At 72.1% G+C, this 17,097-nt stretch carries 15 protein-coding genes; 4 read left to right on the top strand and 11 right to left on the bottom strand.

Features of this window, described 5'->3' with window-relative positions:
* The first annotated feature begins 43 nt into the window (after nt 1-43).
* Entirely contained in the window at nt 44-517 is a 474-nt protein-coding gene (locus tag ACGFML_RS26120; RefSeq protein WP_393547595.1) for a pyridoxamine 5'-phosphate oxidase family protein, read from the top strand.
* Nucleotides 518-556: 39 nt separating this feature from the next.
* Nucleotides 557-1,609, top strand: coding sequence for a phosphotransferase (locus tag ACGFML_RS26115; protein WP_393547593.1), 1,053 nt, complete (start codon nt 557-559; stop codon nt 1,607-1,609).
* A gap of 62 nt (nt 1,610-1,671) precedes the next feature.
* On the opposite strand, the gene ACGFML_RS26110 is transcribed toward ACGFML_RS26115, so the two are convergent.
* The gene (locus ACGFML_RS26110) at nt 1,672-3,285 is read right to left on the bottom strand and encodes a protein kinase (RefSeq protein WP_393547591.1); all 1,614 of its coding nucleotides are present in this window, start codon (nt 3,283-3,285) and stop codon (nt 1,672-1,674) included.
* 314 nt (nt 3,286-3,599) lie between these two features.
* Between ACGFML_RS26110 and ACGFML_RS26105 the strand changes: the two genes are divergently transcribed.
* Nucleotides 3,600-5,264, top strand: coding sequence for a protein kinase (locus tag ACGFML_RS26105; RefSeq protein WP_393547589.1), 1,665 nt, complete (start codon nt 3,600-3,602; stop codon nt 5,262-5,264).
* Nucleotides 5,265-5,334: 70 nt separating this feature from the next.
* Here the strand turns inward: ACGFML_RS26105 and ACGFML_RS26100 are convergent, their stop codons facing one another.
* The 9 genes from ACGFML_RS26100 to pdhA form a co-directional block, all read right to left on the bottom strand.
* The gene (locus ACGFML_RS26100; RefSeq protein WP_393547587.1) at nt 5,335-5,895 is read right to left on the bottom strand and encodes a bacterial proteasome activator family protein; all 561 of its coding nucleotides are present in this window, start codon (nt 5,893-5,895) and stop codon (nt 5,335-5,337) included.
* A 244-nt stretch (nt 5,896-6,139) separates the two neighbouring features.
* Nucleotides 6,140-7,003 carry a hypothetical protein gene (locus ACGFML_RS26095; RefSeq protein ID WP_393547585.1) on the bottom strand — a complete coding sequence of 288 codons (864 nt, stop codon included), beginning with the start codon at nt 7,001-7,003 and terminating at the stop codon, nt 6,140-6,142.
* 173 nt (nt 7,004-7,176) lie between these two features.
* The gene (locus tag ACGFML_RS26090; RefSeq protein WP_393547583.1) at nt 7,177-8,154 is read right to left on the bottom strand and encodes an NAD(P)H-quinone oxidoreductase; all 978 of its coding nucleotides are present in this window, start codon (nt 8,152-8,154) and stop codon (nt 7,177-7,179) included.
* 97 nt (nt 8,155-8,251) lie between these two features.
* Entirely contained in the window at nt 8,252-9,412 is a 1,161-nt protein-coding gene (locus ACGFML_RS26085) for a potassium channel family protein (protein ID WP_393547581.1), read from the bottom strand.
* On the bottom strand, nt 9,409-11,076 hold the full coding sequence (locus tag ACGFML_RS26080; RefSeq protein ID WP_393547579.1) for a molybdopterin molybdotransferase MoeA: 1,668 nt from the start codon (nt 11,074-11,076) through the stop codon (nt 9,409-9,411). Before ACGFML_RS26080 ends, ACGFML_RS26085 begins: the two co-directional genes overlap by 4 nt.
* Nucleotides 11,073-11,969 carry an NTP transferase domain-containing protein gene (locus ACGFML_RS26075; protein ID WP_393547577.1) on the bottom strand — a complete coding sequence of 299 codons (897 nt, stop codon included), beginning with the start codon at nt 11,967-11,969 and terminating at the stop codon, nt 11,073-11,075. The genes ACGFML_RS26080 and ACGFML_RS26075 overlap by 4 nt, the downstream gene beginning before the upstream one ends.
* A gap of 66 nt (nt 11,970-12,035) precedes the next feature.
* A complete protein-coding gene (locus ACGFML_RS26070) occupies nt 12,036-13,433 on the bottom strand; it encodes a dihydrolipoamide acetyltransferase family protein (RefSeq protein ID WP_393547575.1) in 1,398 nt (465 codons plus the stop codon).
* The gene (locus ACGFML_RS26065) at nt 13,433-14,464 is read right to left on the bottom strand and encodes an alpha-ketoacid dehydrogenase subunit beta (protein ID WP_393547573.1); all 1,032 of its coding nucleotides are present in this window, start codon (nt 14,462-14,464) and stop codon (nt 13,433-13,435) included. Before ACGFML_RS26065 ends, ACGFML_RS26070 begins: the two co-directional genes overlap by 1 nt.
* On the bottom strand, nt 14,461-15,621 hold the full coding sequence (pdhA, locus tag ACGFML_RS26060; RefSeq protein WP_393547571.1) for a pyruvate dehydrogenase (acetyl-transferring) E1 component subunit alpha: 1,161 nt from the start codon (nt 15,619-15,621) through the stop codon (nt 14,461-14,463). Before pdhA ends, ACGFML_RS26065 begins: the two co-directional genes overlap by 4 nt.
* A 223-nt stretch (nt 15,622-15,844) precedes the next feature.
* Between pdhA and ACGFML_RS26055 the strand changes: the two genes are divergently transcribed.
* Nucleotides 15,845-16,363, top strand: a complete 519-nt coding sequence (locus ACGFML_RS26055; protein WP_393547569.1) for an Lrp/AsnC family transcriptional regulator — start codon at nt 15,845-15,847, stop codon at nt 16,361-16,363.
* Nucleotides 16,364-16,505: 142 nt separating this feature from the next.
* Here ACGFML_RS26055 and ACGFML_RS26050 read toward each other — a convergent pair whose 3' ends face one another.
* Nucleotides 16,506-17,096, bottom strand: a complete 591-nt coding sequence (locus tag ACGFML_RS26050) for a TetR/AcrR family transcriptional regulator (protein WP_393547567.1) — start codon at nt 17,094-17,096, stop codon at nt 16,506-16,508.
* Between the last annotated feature and the right edge of the window lies 1 nt (nt 17,097).

Here is a 17,097-nt window from a genome sequence, read left to right as displayed (position 1 = left end):
GCCGTCCCTACTGGAGAACGGTGCGTACGGGCATTGTGAAGTCATGCCCTGCGACGATTACCGCGCGATCGAGCTGCTGAGCCGGACCCCGTACGGCCGGGTGTCGGCCAGCCGGCGCGCGCTGCCGTTCACCACGGTGACCCGGCATCTCATCATCGACGGGAAGCTGATCCTCAGGCTGCACCGCGGCTACGACTACCACCAGGCGCTCGACGGCAGCGTCGTCGCCTACGAGGCCGACAACGTCAACAGCGGCGAGTGCGACACCTGGTCCGTGCAGTTCATCGGGACCGCTCGCGCCTTCCGCCCCGCCCTCGCCGAGCGGGCGCTCTTCGGCCGCACCCCCCGGCTCGCCGACGGCGTGCCCTTCGACCCGGTCTTCCTCCGCATCGAGCCGGAGTTCGTGGCCCTGCACCACCTGACGGACGTGCCGGTCCTCCAGTACGCGCAGAACGTGGGACGCCCGGCCCCACCAGCGACTTCCACCCCGCGCACGCTGCGTGAGGCCTTCCGATGAGCCCGCTCCGCCCCCTCTAGTTGATCTACCATCTGGCGCGTGCTGCGCTCATCTGTAGCCCGGACGGCGGCGACGCCCGACGGGCACTCCCTCGGGTCCCTGCTGCGCCGCTACGAAGGCGCCGGGGAGCCCCTGTCGTGCGAACCCGTCGCCGAAGGCCTGCTCAACCACGGCTACTTCCTGGCCACCACACACGGCCGCTACTTCCTCAAGCACCACCTCGACGGCGACCTCGGTGCCATCACCCGCCAGCACCGCGCCACCGGACGGCTCGCCGACCTCGGCCTGCCCGTCGCCCCACCGGTCCCCGCTGCCGACGGCCGCACGGTCGCCGTCCAGGACGGCCGCTGCTACGCCCTGCACCCCTGGGTCGAGGGACGGCACCTGAGCGGTGCCACGCTGAGCCGCGGCCAGTCCCGCCGGCTCGGCGCGCTCCTCGGGCTGATGCACACCTCCCTGGACCGGGTCATGACGGCCGACCCGCACCCACCTCGGCCCGCGTATCCAGCCGACTCCGCCGATCCCGCCCACACCTTCGAGCTGATCGACGAGCTCCTCGCCCTGGCCCGCCGGGCCCGCCCGCGGACCAGCTTCGACGAGCTCGCCGAGCACCGTCTGCTGGAACGCCGGGCCCTGCTGAAGCGGCTGGCCCACCGCCGACCGGCGGCCGGCGCCGCACCCGCGGCGGGCTGGGTGCACGGCGACTTCCATCCGCTCAACGTGCTCTACCGCGGCGGGGAACCGGCCGCGATCGTGGACTGGGACCGGCTGGGCGTCCAGCCCCGCGCCGAGGAGGTGGTACGGGCCGCCGCGATCTTCTTCGTACGCCCCTGCGGCACCCTCGACCTGGCCAAGGTCGCGGCGTACGCCGGTGCCTACCGCAGCGCCTGCGGAGCCGGAGCCGACGAACTGGCAGCCGCCGTGTACCGGGTGTGGTGGGAGCGGCTGAACGACTTCTGGATGCTCACCTGGCGCTACCGGCTGGGCGACCCGCGCACCGATCCGCAATTTCCCGCGGCGTCCGCGCTCGCCGTCTGGTGGACCCGCGAGTACGCGGCGGTACAGGACGCGTTCGCCGGTTGTTCCACGTGAAACAGCGGGGCCGCTCCAGGAGTTCTGGAGCGGCCCTGCTGTTGTGACATTCGGTCGGTGGATCAGCCGCCGTTGAGGCCGGCCGTCGCGCCGCTGTCCGCGCCTGCCGAGGTACCGGCCGTCGCCCCACCGTCGGCGGTACCGCCGTCATCGGTCCCTCCGTCGGCCGTACCCCCGTCGGCGGTGCCACCGTCGGTCGTACCGCCGTCCGTAGTGCCGCCGTCACTGGTGTCGGTGGGCGCTGGGGACGACGGAGCGTCGGACGTCGGCGCCTCCGAGGTCGGCGGCTCGGACGTCGACGGAGTGCTGGGCTCCTCGCTCGGCGGCGGGGAGTACGTGTTGGAGTTGCCGCCCGTGGTGCCGGGCTGGGTCTCCGGAGTGCTCGGCTCCTCCGACGGCGGCTCGCTGGTCTTGTCGTGCGAGGACACCGACGGTGACGGCGTCGTCGGGGCGTCCTGCCCACCGCCCCCCGAGGTGTTCCGCAACGCGAAGGCCACACCCACCGCGATGGCGATCACCGCGAGCGCCGCGATCAGCCAGACCTTGCCGCGCCCGCTCTTGCCCGATCGGTGGCCACCGTCGAAACCGCCGTCGTCGTCCCGCCCGCCGGGCAGGATCGGCTGCGCCGTGGTGCGACCGGCATCCGGATGCGGCAGCGCGGTGGTGGCCGCACTCCCCATGGCCGGGGTGCTGCCGCCCTCGTGCATCGCGACCGGGCCGGTGCTCCAGGTGCCGGTGTGACCGCCCTGCTCGTGCAGCATCTGCAGCGAGTACTGGACCAGGCCGCGCATCTCCTCCGCGGTCTGGAAGCGGTCGTCCGGGTCCTTGGCCAGCGAACGCATCACCAGGCCGTCGAGCTCCGGCGGTACCGCCTCGGCCACCTCGGAAGGCGGCACCGGCATGTCCTGGACATGCTGGTAGACGACCGACAGCGGGGTCTCACCGGTGAACGGCGGCCGCAGCGCGAGGAGTTCGTACAGCAGACAGCCGGTGGCGTACAGGTCGGAGCGGGTGTCGACGGTCTTGCCGAGCGCCTGCTCCGGGGAGAGGTACTGCGGGGTGCCCATGACCATGCCGGTCTGGGTCATCGTGGACTGCGCGCCGTGCAGGGCACGGGCGATACCGAAGTCCATGACCTTCACGGCGCCGCTGTGCGTGATGATCACGTTTGCGGGCTTGATGTCGCGGTGCACGATGCCGTGCTGATGGCTGTAGGCCAGCGCCTCCAGCACCCCGGAGACGATGATCAGCGCCTGGTCCGGCGGCGGGGCGTCGGCGTTGAGCAGCAGATCACGGATGGTGTGGCCTTCGACCAGCTCCATCACGATGTACGGCACGGTGTTGCCGGCGACGAAGTCCTCGCCGGAGTCGTAGACGGCCACAACGGCGTGGTGGTTCAGTCCGGCCACGGACTGCGCCTCACGCGTGAAACGGGCCTTGGACACCGGGTCCTCGGCAAGATCGGAACGCAGCAGCTTCACGGCGACGGTGCGGCCCAGCCGTACGTCCTCGGCCGCGAACACCTCCGCCATACCGCCGCGGCCGAGCCGGCGCGTGAGCCGGTAGCGGCCATCGCCGACCAGCCCTCCATTGCCCCACATCTCCGGTGTATCGGGGAAATTGGAGCCGGTGGCCTCAGGATCGGACGGGCCCTGGGGGCTCTGCGTCGGTGCCATCGGTCCTCGCCGTCGAATCGATCCGCATTGAAAGCGGTAAGGTCTCGGTCTTCGCTACAGCACGCTACAGGTTCGACGACCCCCACCGGTCCGTCGTGGACCGGCCATCAAACCGCCCGCATGCCAGTAGGGGCAAGTTCACCTGGGGTAATCGAGGGCACAAAAGACCTCCCACCCGTGACCGGATCTTGCGCATCTGGTCACGGAACGGGCACACGGCTTGACGTGTCCGGGCCCTGCGGCAGACTTGGCTGCGGAATTCCAGAATTTGATCGCGATACGTACGGGCTTTGCGCCCAGGGGGAAGCGGAACCATGAGCCAGGACGGCGCTCAAGGCCAATTCGAGGGCCGTTCGGTCGGCGGGGGACGTTACCAGCTTCGTGATCTTCTCGGCGCGGGCGGAATGGCGTCCGTACACCTCGCGTACGACAGCGTGCTGGACCGCGAGGTCGCGATCAAGACACTGCACACCGAGCTCGGTCGTGAGCAGGCGTTCCGCGAACGCTTCCGCCGCGAGGCCCAGGCCGTGGCGAAGCTCACGCACACCAATATCGTCTCGGTCTTCGACTCCGGCGAGGACGAGCTCGACGGCGGCATGGTGCCGTACATCATCATGGAGTACGTCTCCGGGCAGCCGCTGCGCTCGGAGCTCGACAACGACATCGCCCAGCACGGCGCGATGCCGACCGAGAAGGCGCTGAAGATCACCGCCGATGTGCTCGCCGCGCTCGAGGCGAGCCATGAGATGGGCCTGGTCCACCGGGACATCAAGCCGGGCAACGTCATGATGACCAAGCGCAACGTCGTCAAGGTCATGGACTTCGGTATCGCCCGTGCCATGCAGTCCGGCGTGACGTCCATGACGCAGACCGGCATGGTCGTCGGCACCCCGCAGTACCTGTCGCCCGAGCAGGCGCTGGGCCGCGGCGTCGACGCCCGCTCCGACCTCTATTCCGTCGGCATCATGCTCTTCGAGCTGCTGACCGGACAGCTGCCCTTCGACGCGGACTCCCCGCTGGCCATCGCCTACGCCCATGTCCAGGAAGAGCCGCCGGTTCCGTCGAGCATCAACCGCTCGGTGCCGCCGGCGGTGGACGCCCTGGTGGCCCGGGCGCTGAAGAAGAACCCCAATGAGCGGTTCCCGACCGCCGAGGCGATGCAGGACGAGTGCCTGCGCATCGCCGGATCCGCACAGTCCGGGTCGACGCCGCTGATCATCAGCGAGGGTCCCCGGGCGCGGTCCAGCGGCTCGTCCGTCTCCTCCGCGGTGTTCCCCACCGCGAGCGGCAATCCGCACACCCCGGCGCCGCCGAGCGTGCAGCAGCCGTACCAGCCGCCGCAGGCGGCCTTCGGTCCCTCGACGCCGCCGCCGGTGAACAGCCCCTACCCGACACCGGTGCCGGCGCCGCCTCCCGCGCCTTTCAACAACGGTGGCTTCCAGACCCCGCCGGCCTTCACCCCGCCGCCCGTGACCACCACGATGCCGCCGGGTGGCCCCGGGGCCCGGAAGAGCAACACTGCGGTGATCGTCGTCTCGGCGATCGTCGGCGTCGTCGTGGTCACCGCGATCGCGATCGGCATCGGGCTGAGCGCCGGCGGATCCAGCGATGTCAACGGCGGCGACGACCCGACGTCCTCCTACACGCCGTACTCCTACTCGGCGTCCCCTTCGCCGAGCCCCACCGTCCGGCCCGAGAACAAATACGCCACGATCGAGCTGTCCAGGTGCACCAGCCCGAACAAGTCCTACAGCGATCCGAAAAAGATCAGTCTCCCGTCGTTCCTGTACAAGAACCTGGACTCCGTGAAGGAGTGCATGGACGCGGCGCACTGGAAGTACAAGGTCACGATGAAGGACGGTCCCGTCTGGGGTAAGGACACCGTCCTGGAGCAGTCGCCGACGGGCTACACCGATTGGGACCCCGACAGCGGTGACGCGATACAGCTGACCGTCTCTACCGGACGGGATGCCAGCTGACCTGGCCATGCACAGACAGGAGGGGCGGCACACAGCGCGTGTGCCGCCCCTCCTGGCATGCTCGCGAGTCCTAGAGGTACGGGCCCGAGCGGGCGCCGCCGTGGCCGAGCGGGTCCTCGTCCCCATCTGCCGAGACTCCCGGCGGCAACGCGCGGCGCATCGACTCCAGCTGGGCACGGGCCGCCATCTGCTGGGCGAACAGCGCGGTCTGAATGCCGTGGAACAGCCCCTCCAGCCAGCCCACCAACTGGGCCTGGGCAATGCGCAGTTCCGCATCCGTCGGCACCGATTCGTCGGTGAAGGGCAGGGAGAGCCTCTCCAGCTCCTCCACCAGCTCGGGCGCCAGCCCGTCCTCCAGCTCCTTGACGGAGCTGGAGTGGATCTCCTTGAGGCGGACCCGGCTCGCCTCGTCCAGCGGGGCGGCCTTCACCTCTTCCAGCAGCTGCTTGATCATGCTGCCGATGCGCATGACCTTCGCAGGCTGTTCGACCATGTCCGTCACAGGGACCTCGCGGGACTCTTCACCGTTTTCCCCGCTGCCGGAGCCGGCGCTGCCGAGCGCCATGCCGTCCGGGCCGACAACCAGGACGTGCGGGTTCTCCTGCGACCGTTCGTTCATCGGCATATCCATGCTGCCATTGTCGCGTACCCCCTCTACGCCGGGGCGCCCGCCGTGCCTGTTCTGCGGTTACGGCTCGCTCGGCGGCGGCCCGGGCGTCGGAGGTGGGGCCGACCACTGAGGTGTGCGGGCGACGCTGGGGCGGCGGGCGCCCGGCGGGGCGCCGGTTTCACGTGAAACAGCGGGTTCCGGTGAGTTGTCGGCTTCACGGTGACTTCTCACCGCCGCTCATTGCGTGTTTCACGTGAAACAGGCATCAGCGGCGGCGCAGCCGCAGGCCCAAGAAAGCCAGGCCGAGGCCGGTCAGCGCCAGGCCGGCGCCCATCGGGAGGACCCGTTCGACCGGCGCCGTCGGGCCCTCCAGGGCGTAGGGGTTCGCGGAGGCAACCGGGTCGGCGTCGGTGTCGTCCGCTGGGGTGTGGTGCTGATTCCTGGGCTTGGCAGGCGGCTGCAGCGGCTTGTACGGGTGCCGGCCGAGCCGACCTGCGACGTCGGATCGCGGAGAGGGCGCGGGCTTCGCCGGGGCGGACCGGGAAGGCGCGGGTGGCGGGGTGGCGGGCGCCGCGCCCTTCGGGCGCCGCGCACCGTCGGGTCGGCTCTCGGGGGCGTTGGTCGCGGGGTCCTCGGGCGCCGGGGCATCGTCGGAGACATCCGCGTCGGCGTCGGCAGCGGCGTCCGAGTCCGCGTCGGCGTCCGGCTCCGTCGAGGAGTCCGGCGAGTCCGGGTCGGACCGGTACTGCCGGTCGTGCCAGGGGAGGTACTCGGACGGATCGTCCGGGTAGTGCGGCACCTCGTCCGGGATGTCGGCGAGGAAGTCCCGCAGGTCGGGAAAGTCCGGGGAATCCAGGTCGGTGGGCGGCCGCGGTGCCCCCGGCAGATCCTCCAGCAGCTCCGGGCGGCCGGGGTGTCCCCGGCCTTCGCCCGCACGGATTCCGGCCAGCGATGGATCCTCCGCGTAGCTGTCGGGCAGCGTGTGCCGATGTACGAGGTGAGGCGGGAGGTCGAATCGGGTGATTCGCAGCTCCGCGGCCGTCGCGGTGGTGGTCGCCAAGGAGACGGGCAGAGCGGCGGCGGCCACCAGCAGACCGGTGGTAATGCGCGAACGGAAACCTGGAGCCACAGCCGTGCCCCTCCCGTGCCGAGCCGTCGAGTGACTTGTCCAGGGTCACATGTGATTACTTTCACGACATCTTGGACAAGTCGACCGGGTTACGTGTCGCCGGCGGGAGAGGCAGCGGCGGCAGGGCTCCGGGGTGTCGGCGTCCACGGAGCCCGCCGGCCGCTTTTGGCAGGTCAGACCGTCAGTACGACCTTTCCGACATGGGCGCTCGCGTCCACCACACGATGTGCCTCGGCGGCGTCCGCCATCGGGATGGCGCGGTCCACGATCGGCCGCACCTGGCCGTTGGAGATCAGCGGCCAGACATGTTCGCGCACGGCGGCGACAATGGCCGCCTTCTCGCTCAGCGGACGGGCCCGCAGACCGGTGGCGGTGATCGCGGCACGCTTGGCGAGCAGGGCGGCGAGATTCAGTTCCGCCTTCACCCCGCCCTGCATCCCGATGATCGCCAGCCGCCCGCTGACGGCCAGCGCCTTGACGTTCTTCTGGAGGTACTTCGCTCCGATGATGTCGAGGATGACGTCCGCGCCCTGCCCGTCGGTGGCCTTGCGGAGCTCCTGGACGAAGTCCTGCTCGCGGTAGTCGATGAGGATGTCCGCACCGAGCTCCGCACAGCGCGCCAGCTTCTCGGGACCACCCGCGGTGACCGCGACCCGCGCACCGACCGCCTTGGCCAGCTGGATCGCCATCGTGCCGATCCCGCTGGCGCCGCCGTGGACCAACAGCGTCTCGCCGGGCCGCAGGTGCGCGATCATGAAGACGTTCGACCAGACGGTGCACGCCACCTCGGGCAGCGCGGCGGCCGTCATCAGGTCGAGACCGGGCGGCACGGGCAGCACCTGCCCGGCGGGAACGACGACCTTCTCGGCGTATCCGCCGCCTGCCAGCAGTGCGCACACCTCGTCGCCGATGGCCCAGCCGTGCACCCCGGGTCCGAGCGCGGCAATCCGGCCGGAGCACTCCAGACCGGGGTACGGCGAGGAGCCGGGCGGCGGGTCGTAGAAGCCCTGCCGCTGCAGCAGGTCCGCACGGTTCACGGCGCTGGCGACGACCTCGATGAGGACCTCGCCCTCGGCGGGCTGCGGATCGGGGACTTCCGCCCAGACAAGTGCTTCGGGGCCACCGGGCTCCGGGATAGTGATCGCTCGCATGGGCGCGAGGCTACTCGCCGTACGGACGAGGGGCGACGGGGCGGGGTCCGTCGGCGACCCGCGGATGTCGGCCCGTCAGCCCGCGAGGCGGGCCCGGCTACCGGTCCGGCCGGTGCTCGTCCGCCCTGCGCATCGGGGCGACACCGCTTCCCGGCAGCGTCGGACCGCGCGGGCGGGACGGCTTGCCCGGGATATCCGGGTCCTCCGTCGCGGCCGCGCGGACGATCGTGATCAACCGGTCCGCGGACTGCAGCGGGCTGGCCGCCGGATCGTCGTAAGCGAGCAACCGGTGACCGCGCAGCACCGAAACGACCAGGTCACCGGTCTCCCGTACGGACTTGCCGACCTCGGCCTTCACCACCGGCCGCTCGACCAGATCCAGCCCGCTGCCCTGCTGGATGAGGTCCTCCATCACGGCGCCCGCACTGGGGCTGTGCACCGAGAGCCCCAGCAGCCGACCGGCCGCGCTCGCCGAGGTGATGACGGCGTCGGCACCCGACTGCCGCAGCAGCGGAGCGTTCTCCTCCTCCCGCACCGCCGCGACGATATTGGCCCGCTTGTTCAGCTGACGTGCGGTCAACGACACCAGGACCGCGGTGTCGTCGCGCTGGGTGGCGATCACGATCTGGTGCGCCCGCTGGATCTCGGCACGGATGAGCACATCGCTGCGGGTCGCGTCGCCGACGACCCCCGCGAACCCCTCGGCCACCGCCGCCTCGATCACCTTGACGCTCGGGTCGACGATGACGATGCGTTCGCGGCTCAGGCCCGTCGCGCAGAGGGTCTGGACTGCGGAACGGCCCTTGGTTCCGTAGCCGACGATGACGGTGTGGTCGCGCAAGGCGGTTCTCCAGCGTTTCAGTTGCCACTGCTCACGGGTGCGCTCGGTCAGCACCTCCAGTGTCGTGCCGACCAGGATGATCAGGAACAGCACCCGCAGCGGCGTGATGAGCAGGATGTTCAGCAGCCGCGCGCTGTCGCCGTACGGCACGATGTCGCCGTAGCCGGTGGTGGAGAGCGTCACGGTCGCGTAGTAGACACAATCGAGGAGGTCCACCGAGCCGTTGGCGTTGTCGTGGTACTCCGCTCGGTCGATCCACACGATGAAGACCGTCGCGATCAGCACCAGCAGCGCCATCAGCAGCCGCCGGGCGACCTGCCGCAACGGCGCCTTGGCGGTGCGACGCGGCAGCATCACGCGGTGCGAACGGTCCTCGGGCACGTCGCGTGCGGCGGCGTCGGAGGACGGAAGCTTCACTCGGTGCCTCCGGCGGGGCCGTACGGGGCTGTGGTTGCGGCCGGTGACCACTCCGCCGACCAGGGAAGTTCGAGAACTTCGACCTCGGTGCCACGATCCCCGCCACCGGGCGGGACGACGGCCACCGCATCGGCGGCGGCGATCCCGCGCAGCATCGCGGGGCCGTGAAAGTGCAGCGGCTCGGCCATCAATCCGTACCGCTCGTCGTCCCGGTAGGTCACCGGCACCAGCCGGGTGTCCCGCGGATGCCCGTGCGCCGACGACCACAGCGGCGCACGGTACGTGGCCGGGGCGCGCCGCGCGGACAGCGTCCGCAGCAGCGGCTCGGCGAGGGTGAGCAGCCCGGAGACGGCGGCGAGGGGGTTGCCGGGGAGCCCGACGAGGTGGCGGTGCGGGGTGATCCGGGCGAGCAGCATGGGGTGCCCGGGGCGTACCTCCACACCGTCCACCAGCACCTCGGACCCCAGACGGCGCAGCGTGGGGTGCACATGGTCGACCGGGCCCGCCGCCGTGCCGCCTGTGGTGAGGACGACGTCCGCCCGGGACGAGGCGATCGCCTCGTAGAGGGTGTCGGGGTCATCGGCGAGATGGCGGGGCGGGGCCGCGTCGGCGCCCAGCTCGTGCAGCCAGGGGCCGAGCATCGGGCCGAGCGCGTCGCGGATCCGGCCGCCGTGCGGCCGGCCGTGCCGCAGCAACTCGTCACCCAGGACCAGCACTTCGACCTGCGGGCGAGGACAGGTGGTCAGCTCGTCGTAGCCGGCGGCCGCGGCCAGCCCGAGGACCGCGGGTGTCACCACGGCGCCGGACGGCAGCAGTTGGTCTCCGCGGCGGCACTCCTGGCCACGCGGGCGGATGTCCTGCCCCGGCGACACGGTCCGCAGCGCATACAGCCGGGTGCGGCCGCCGCTCCGCTCCCGGACCTCTCCGTGTTCGCTGCGCAGCACGGCCGTGGCACCGGCCGGCACCCGGGCCCCGGTGGCGATGGCGATCGCGTGACCGTCGGGCAGCGGCCCGGCGGCGGCGTGACCGGCGAGGATGCCGGGATGCGGGCCGGTGGCACCGCCGGCCGGAGCGAGGTCCCAGGGCCCGGGGCCGGACACCGCCCAGCCGTCCATCGCCGAGGTGTCGAAGGGCGGCAGATCGGTGAGGGCGCCGAGCGGCGCGGCGAGGGGGCGGCCGAGCGACTCGCCCAGGGTCGCCGTCTCCGCCGGGAGCGGGCCGGGCGCGGCGCGGCGGGCGATGTCGCGGGCGGTGTGCCAGGGGATGGCCGGCGCGGGGCCGGGCGCCGGGGTGGCGGGGCCGGATCGGGAGGAGGAGTCGATGGCGGGACCGGCGGAGGGTGTGCCGCCGGCGGAGGGTACGCCGCCGGCGCCGGACACCGGATCCAGATCCAGATCCGGGGCCGAAGCCGGGCCCGGTCCCCGGGCGCCGCCCGGTCCGTGTGCGCCGTCCGCGGAGTCTCCCCGCGCGCCGCCCGGCCCGTGCGCATCGAACAGCCCGTGCGCGTCGTACAGCCCGGGTACGCCGTACGAATCGCCTGCGCGGTGCGCCCGTCCCGTGCCGTACGGCTCGCTCGCGGCAGCGTGTCGGGCGGCTGCCGTCGCGCTGCCGTTGGCCACTGCGAGCGCGGCGTCCAGCGCGGCGTCGAACTCCCCCTCCGTCATTCCGCAGGCTTCGCTTCGCCGCGCGCGGCGCCGTCGGCGCCGTCCTCGCCTTCCGCGGCCCATCGGTTGGCCAGCGCGGCGGCGCGGCGGGCGAGCTCGGTGACGTCGCCGCCCTGGCGGCCCGCCGCGTAGCCGATCAGAAAGGTCGTCAGCGGGGCGGCGGGGCGGGCCACGCCGTGTGCCGCGTCCCGGGCGAGGTCGAGCAGCACCGCGGTGTCGACATCGAGCTCGATGCCCAGCTCGGCCTTGACTGTCGTGATCCATTCGTCCAACACGTTGCCATGCTCCCTGATACGAGCACGTGCCGCGCCGATGTCTTCCCAGGTGTCGCAGTCGAAGGACGCCGTGGAGGTGGTGTCCGGGACTCTCCGGAGCGTCAGACGGGACAGCAGGGCACGCAGCGGAAGTCCGCTCAGGGTGCCGTGTTCGGCGCGCAACAGGGCCAGTTCGCGGCGCAGCGGCTCGGTCCGATAGGCGGCGACCAGCGGCTGGTCGCGGCCGTCGGCGTCGCTCAGCAGGGCGCCGTCCCGGGGCGCACCTCCCTCCGTCGTGCCGGCCGCCGCCGTGCGCAGGCTGCGTACGGCACCGGGCGTCAGGAACGGCAGATCGGCGGAGAGGACGAGGACCGTGGGGGCGGTGGTGTGCCGCAGCCCGGCATCCAGCGCGGCGAGCGGGCCGCCGCCGGGCGGGTCCTCCCGCGCGCGGACGACGGGCCGGCCGGCCGGGCGCCGAGGCCCGACGACGACGGTCCTCGCCGCGTCCGCGCAGGCGGCGAGCACCCGGTCCAGCAGGGGGCGGCCGCCGACGGACAGGGCGGGTTTGTCCGCCCCGCCCAGCCGCCGGGCCGCGCCGCCGGCCAGCACGATGGCGTCGTAGTCGGTGTGGTCGCTCACCCCTTGAGTATCGCCATGGGCACCGCTTTCACACAGGCGCCCCAGGCGTCAACGATGTCGCGGCCGTCACAGGGTGCGCAGCAGCAGTGCCGGTTGCTCCACGCAGTCGGCGACGAACCGCAGGAAGCCGCCGGCGGTACCGCCGTCGCACACCCGGTGGTCGAAGGTGAACGACAGCTGGACCACCTGCCGGACGGCGAGTTCGCCGTCGTGCACCCAGGGCTTGGCGGCTATCCGGCCGACGCCGAGCATCGCGGCCTCGGGGTGGTTGATGATCGGCGTGGAGCCGTCGACACCGAAGACACCGTAGTTGTTGAGGGTGAAGGTGCCATGGGTCAGTTCGGCCGGCGACAGGCCGCCGGACCGGGCGGTTTCGGTGAGCCGGGCCATCTCGGCGGACAGCCCCTCGACGGTACGGGCGTGCGCGTCGCGCACCACGGGGACGACCAGGCCGCGGTCGGTCTGGGCCGCGAAGCCGAGGTGTACGGCGGGCAGCCGGACGATCTCCCGGGTGGTGGTGTCGACGGTGGAGTTGAGCTCGGGGAACCGTGCCAGCGCGGCTGTGCAGATCCGGGCCAGCAGCGCGAGCAGGGACACCTTGGGGGCGCCGGGGGCGTTCATCGCCCGGCGGGCGGCGAGGAGTTCGGTGGCGTCGGCGTCGACCCAGCACGTGGCGTCCGGGATCTCGTGCCGACTGCGGCTGAACTTCTCGGCGGCGGCGCCCCGCATGCCCTTCAGCGGGATGCGCTCGGCGCCCGGTGCGGCGCCGGAGACGGGCCCGGCCGCGACAGCCGCCGTCGCGGCGGACGCCACTGTGGCCGGCTCCCGCTCACGCAGTGCCCGCTCGACGTCCGACCGCAGAATCAGCCCGTCCCGCCCGGATCCGGTCAGCTCCCGCAGGTCCAGGTCGTTCTCCCGCGCCATCCGGCGCACCAGCGGCGAGATAACGGCCACCGTGCGGGTGTCGGGAGCGGCAGCCGTGGGGGCGGCCGCGGCCGGCACCGGGGCCGGGGGCGCCTCGGGCGGACTCTGCGTACCCGTGGCGGGGCCCGCTCCGGGCCGGATCCGGCGCCGCCGGGCCGCGGCGGCGCTCGTGCCGTACCCGACCAGGACGTTTCCCGAAGCGGCCGCATCCTGCGGGCCCGTGGTCACGGCGCCGGAGGCGTTCGTGGCCGGGGCGGCGCCCGGTGTGCCGTTGACCGTCATGTCATCCGGCGCGGCACCGACCGCCACCGTCACCAGCGGCGCCCCCACCGGGACCTCGGCCCCTTCCTCGCCGAGGCGGGCGGTGACCACACCGCCGTACGGGCAGGGCACCTCCACCATCGCCTTGGCCGTCTCCACCTCGACCACCGGTTGGTCGACGGCCACCACCTGGCCGACCTCGACCAGCCACTGCACGATCGTCGCCTCGGTCAGGCCCTCGCCCAGGTCGGGCAGGGTGAACTCACGGACCACGGCCATCACTCACCACGTCCCTCGGTCCAGTCCGACTCCCACTGGAGGCGGGCGACGGTGTCCAGGATCCGGTCCACACCCGGCAGGTGGTGCCGCTCCACCATCGGCGGCGGATACGGGATGTCGAAGCCGGCCACCCGCAGCACCGGCGCCTCCAGGTGGTGGAAGCAGCGCTCGGTGACCCGGGCGGCGATCTCACCGCCGGGGCCGCCGAATCCGGCCGACTCATGGACGACCACGGCGCGTCCGGTACGCCGTACCGATGCGCAGACCGCCTCGTCGTCGAACGGCATCAGCGAGCGCAGATCGAGGACCTCCAGGTCCCAGCCCTCCGCGCGGGCGGCCTCGGCGGCCTCCAGGCAGACCGGCAGCGACGGGCCGTAGGTGATCAGGGTGGCGCTCTCGCCGCGCCGGCGGATCTCGGCGCGACCTATCGGGGCGACCGTCGTGGGGGCGTCGGGCGACCAGTCGTCGTCCTTGGACCAGTACAGCCGCTTCGGCTCCAGGAAGACGACCGGGTCGTCGGAGGCGATGGCGGCGCGCAGCAGCCCGTAGGCGTCCGCGACGGTCGCCGGGGTGACGACCTGCAGGCCGGGGGTGGCCAGGTAGTAGGCCTCGGAGGAGTCGCTGTGGTGCTCCACGCCGCCGATCCCGCCGCCGTAGGGGATCCGGATGGTCAGCGGCATCGGCAGGGCGCCCCGAGTGCGGTTGCGCATCCGGGCGACATGGCTGACCAGCTGCTCGAACGCCGGGTAGGCGAAGGCGTCGAACTGCATCTCCACGACCGGTCGCAGCCCGTACATGGCCATGCCGACGGCGGTCCCGAGGATGCCGGCCTCGGCGAGCGGGGTGTCGCTGCAGCGGTCCTCGCCGAACTCCTTGGCCAGGCCGTCGGTGACCCGGAAGACGCCGCCCAGGGTGCCGACGTCCTCGCCCATGAGATGGACCGACGGGTCGTCGGCCATGGCGTCGTGCAGCGCACGGGTCAGCGCCTGCGCCATGGTGGCGGGCTTGCGGGCGGCCGCGGTGGTCGTCATGGCCTGGCCTCCTCGGCCGGATTCTCCTCGGCGTCCAGCTCGGCGCGCAACTGCGCCGCCTGGTCGCGCAGTTGGCTGGTCTGTTCGGCATAGACATGGGTGAACAGGTCCATCGGGTCGAGCACCGGGTCCTCGTTCATACGCTCCCGCAGATCGGCCGCCAGCTGCTCGGCGCCCTCCCGGGTGGCGCCGGTGAATTCCTCGGTGAGCAGCTCGCGGGCGGCCAGTTCGCGTTCCAGAAGGGCTATCGGGTCGTGCGCCCGCCATGCCTCGACCTCGGCGTCGGTGCGGTAGCGGGTGGCGTCGTCGGCGTTGGTGTGGGCCTCGATGCGGTAGGTGACGGCCTCGATCAGGGTGGGCCCGCCGCCCCGGCGGGCCCGTCCCACGGCCTCGGTGACGACCTCGTGCAGCGCGGGCGCGTCGTTGCCGTCCACCAGGCGGCCCGGCATGCCGTAGCCGACGGCCTTGTGGGCCAGGGAGGGGGCCGCCGACTGCTTGGCGAGCGGCACGGAGATCGCGAAGCCGTTGTTCTGTACGAGGAAGACCACCGGCGCCTGCCAGACCGCCGCGAAGTTCAGGGCCTCGTGGAAGTCGCCCTCGCTGGTGCCGCCGTCGCCCACCATCGCCAACGCCACCACGTCGTCGCCCTTGAGGCGGGCGGCGTGCGCCAGGCCCACGGCGTGCGGGAGCTGAGTGGCCAGCGGCGTGCACAGGGGGGCGATGCGGTGCTCGCGCGGGTCGTACCCGGTGTGCCGGTCGCCGCGCAGCAGGGTCAGCGCCTGGACGGGGTCGAGCCCACGGGCCACGGCGGCAAGGGTGTCGCGGTAACTGGGGAAGAGCCAGTCGCGGTCCTCCAGGGCGAGCGCGGCGGCGACCTGGCAGGCCTCCTGTCCGGCGGAGGAGGGGTAGACCGCCAGCCGCCCCTGTCGGGTCAGGGCCGTGGCCTGGGCGTTGTAGCGCCGGCCGCGCACCAGCTGGGCGTAGAGCCGCTTGAGGAGGCCGGAGTCCAGCCCGCGGGCGGCGTCCGTCCCCAGCAGGCGGTACGGCTGGGGATCGGGCAGGAGGGGCGCGGGATCGACGCGCGGCCGCCAGTCGGGCGGCGGGCCGGGCAGGCCGCTCTTGTTCCTGCTGCTGCCGGACTGCTCCAGGACCGTCATGACGAGCACCTCCTCGAATCGAAGGGGCGGCGCGAGGCGCCTGATGGGGTGGTGGCGGGCGACTCAATGGGCAGGATGAAACCGGTCGGGGCGGGTGCGCCCTTCCCTACCGATTGTTCGGTCGCCAAGGCATTTTGGCTACAGGCGGACTCAGCCTGTGGACAAACGGTTCTCCACAGCTTCAGATGAATGCAGGACGTCCACAACGGGGAGGCGGGAGCATATGCGGGACGAACAGATGGCCAATCCGGGCCCACGGCCGCCGTCCGCGTCCGCCCCGCCGGTGCCGCCCGCACGCCCGCTGGACACCGTCGACCGCTCCATCCTGCGCATGCTGCGCACCGACGGCCGGGCATCGGTACGCTCCGTCGCCGAACAGGTCCACGTCTCACGCGCCAACGCCTACGCCCGGATCAACCGGCTGATCGACGACGGCGTCATACGCGGCTTCAGCGCCCTCATAGACCAGGAACGCGCAGGTCAAGGCGCCTCTGCGTACATCACGCTGAAGATCGTGCAGAACTCCTGGCGGACGGTGCGCACCCAGCTCAAGGCGCTCCCCGGGGCCTCCCACATCGCGCTGGTCAGCGGCGATTTCGACGTGCTGCTGCTCGTCCACACCAAGGACAACCGGGAACTGCGCGAGCTGGTCCTCACCCGCATCCAGTCGATCCCGGAGGTACTCAGCACCCGCACCCTGCTGGTCTTCGAGGAGACGGAGCTGGGGCCGGAGGAGGAGTAGCCCGAGCCGCGGGCCGGCACACGGGTCACGGCCCACGCCCGGCACACGAGCCACTGCCGACACACGGGCCACTGTCGGCACATGGCCATCGACCGCCCGGAGCCTCCCGGGCCGCATGGGCCGCATGGGCCGCTGCCGTCCCTCAGCTCTTGCGCAGTCCCGCAAACGCCGTGCGCACCACGGCCTCGGCCACCTCGTCCCGGCTCGCCGCGCCGCCGCGCCCCGGCCGGTACCACTCCACAAGCGAGTTGATCATGCCGAACAGCAGCCGGGTGGCCAGCCGGATGTCCGCGTCGTCGCGCAGATCGCCGTCGGCGGCCGCCTGCTTGAGCAGGTCGGCGACCTCGTGGTCGAACTCCCGACGGCGCTCCATCGCCCACCGCTCGGTGTCGGTGTTCCCGCGCACCCGCAACAGCAACGTCACATAGGGCAGTTCGTCCATCAGCACCTCGGCCTCCCGCCGGGTGACGTACTCCAGCCGTTCGATCGCCCGGCCCTCGACGGCGCCCGGCTCCTCCAGGACGCCGAACAGCCCGTCGAGGGCGCGGCTTATCGCCCGGTGGAGCAGTTCTTCCTTGCTGCGGACGTGGTGATAGATCGAGGACTTGGAGATGCCGGCCGCCTTGGAGAGGTGCTCCATGGAGGTGCCGTCATATCCGCGCTCGATGAACACCTCGACGGCGACCGCGAGCAGCGAATCGGGCGTATAGGTGTCGCGCTTGGCCATGGTCATG

Origin of the sequence: Streptomyces sp. NPDC048650 (genome assembly GCF_043199095.1) — a bacterium.
Taxonomy (GTDB): Bacteria; Actinomycetota; Actinomycetes; order Streptomycetales; family Streptomycetaceae; genus Streptomyces.
This window is presented reverse-complemented; position numbering and strand designations above follow the sequence as displayed.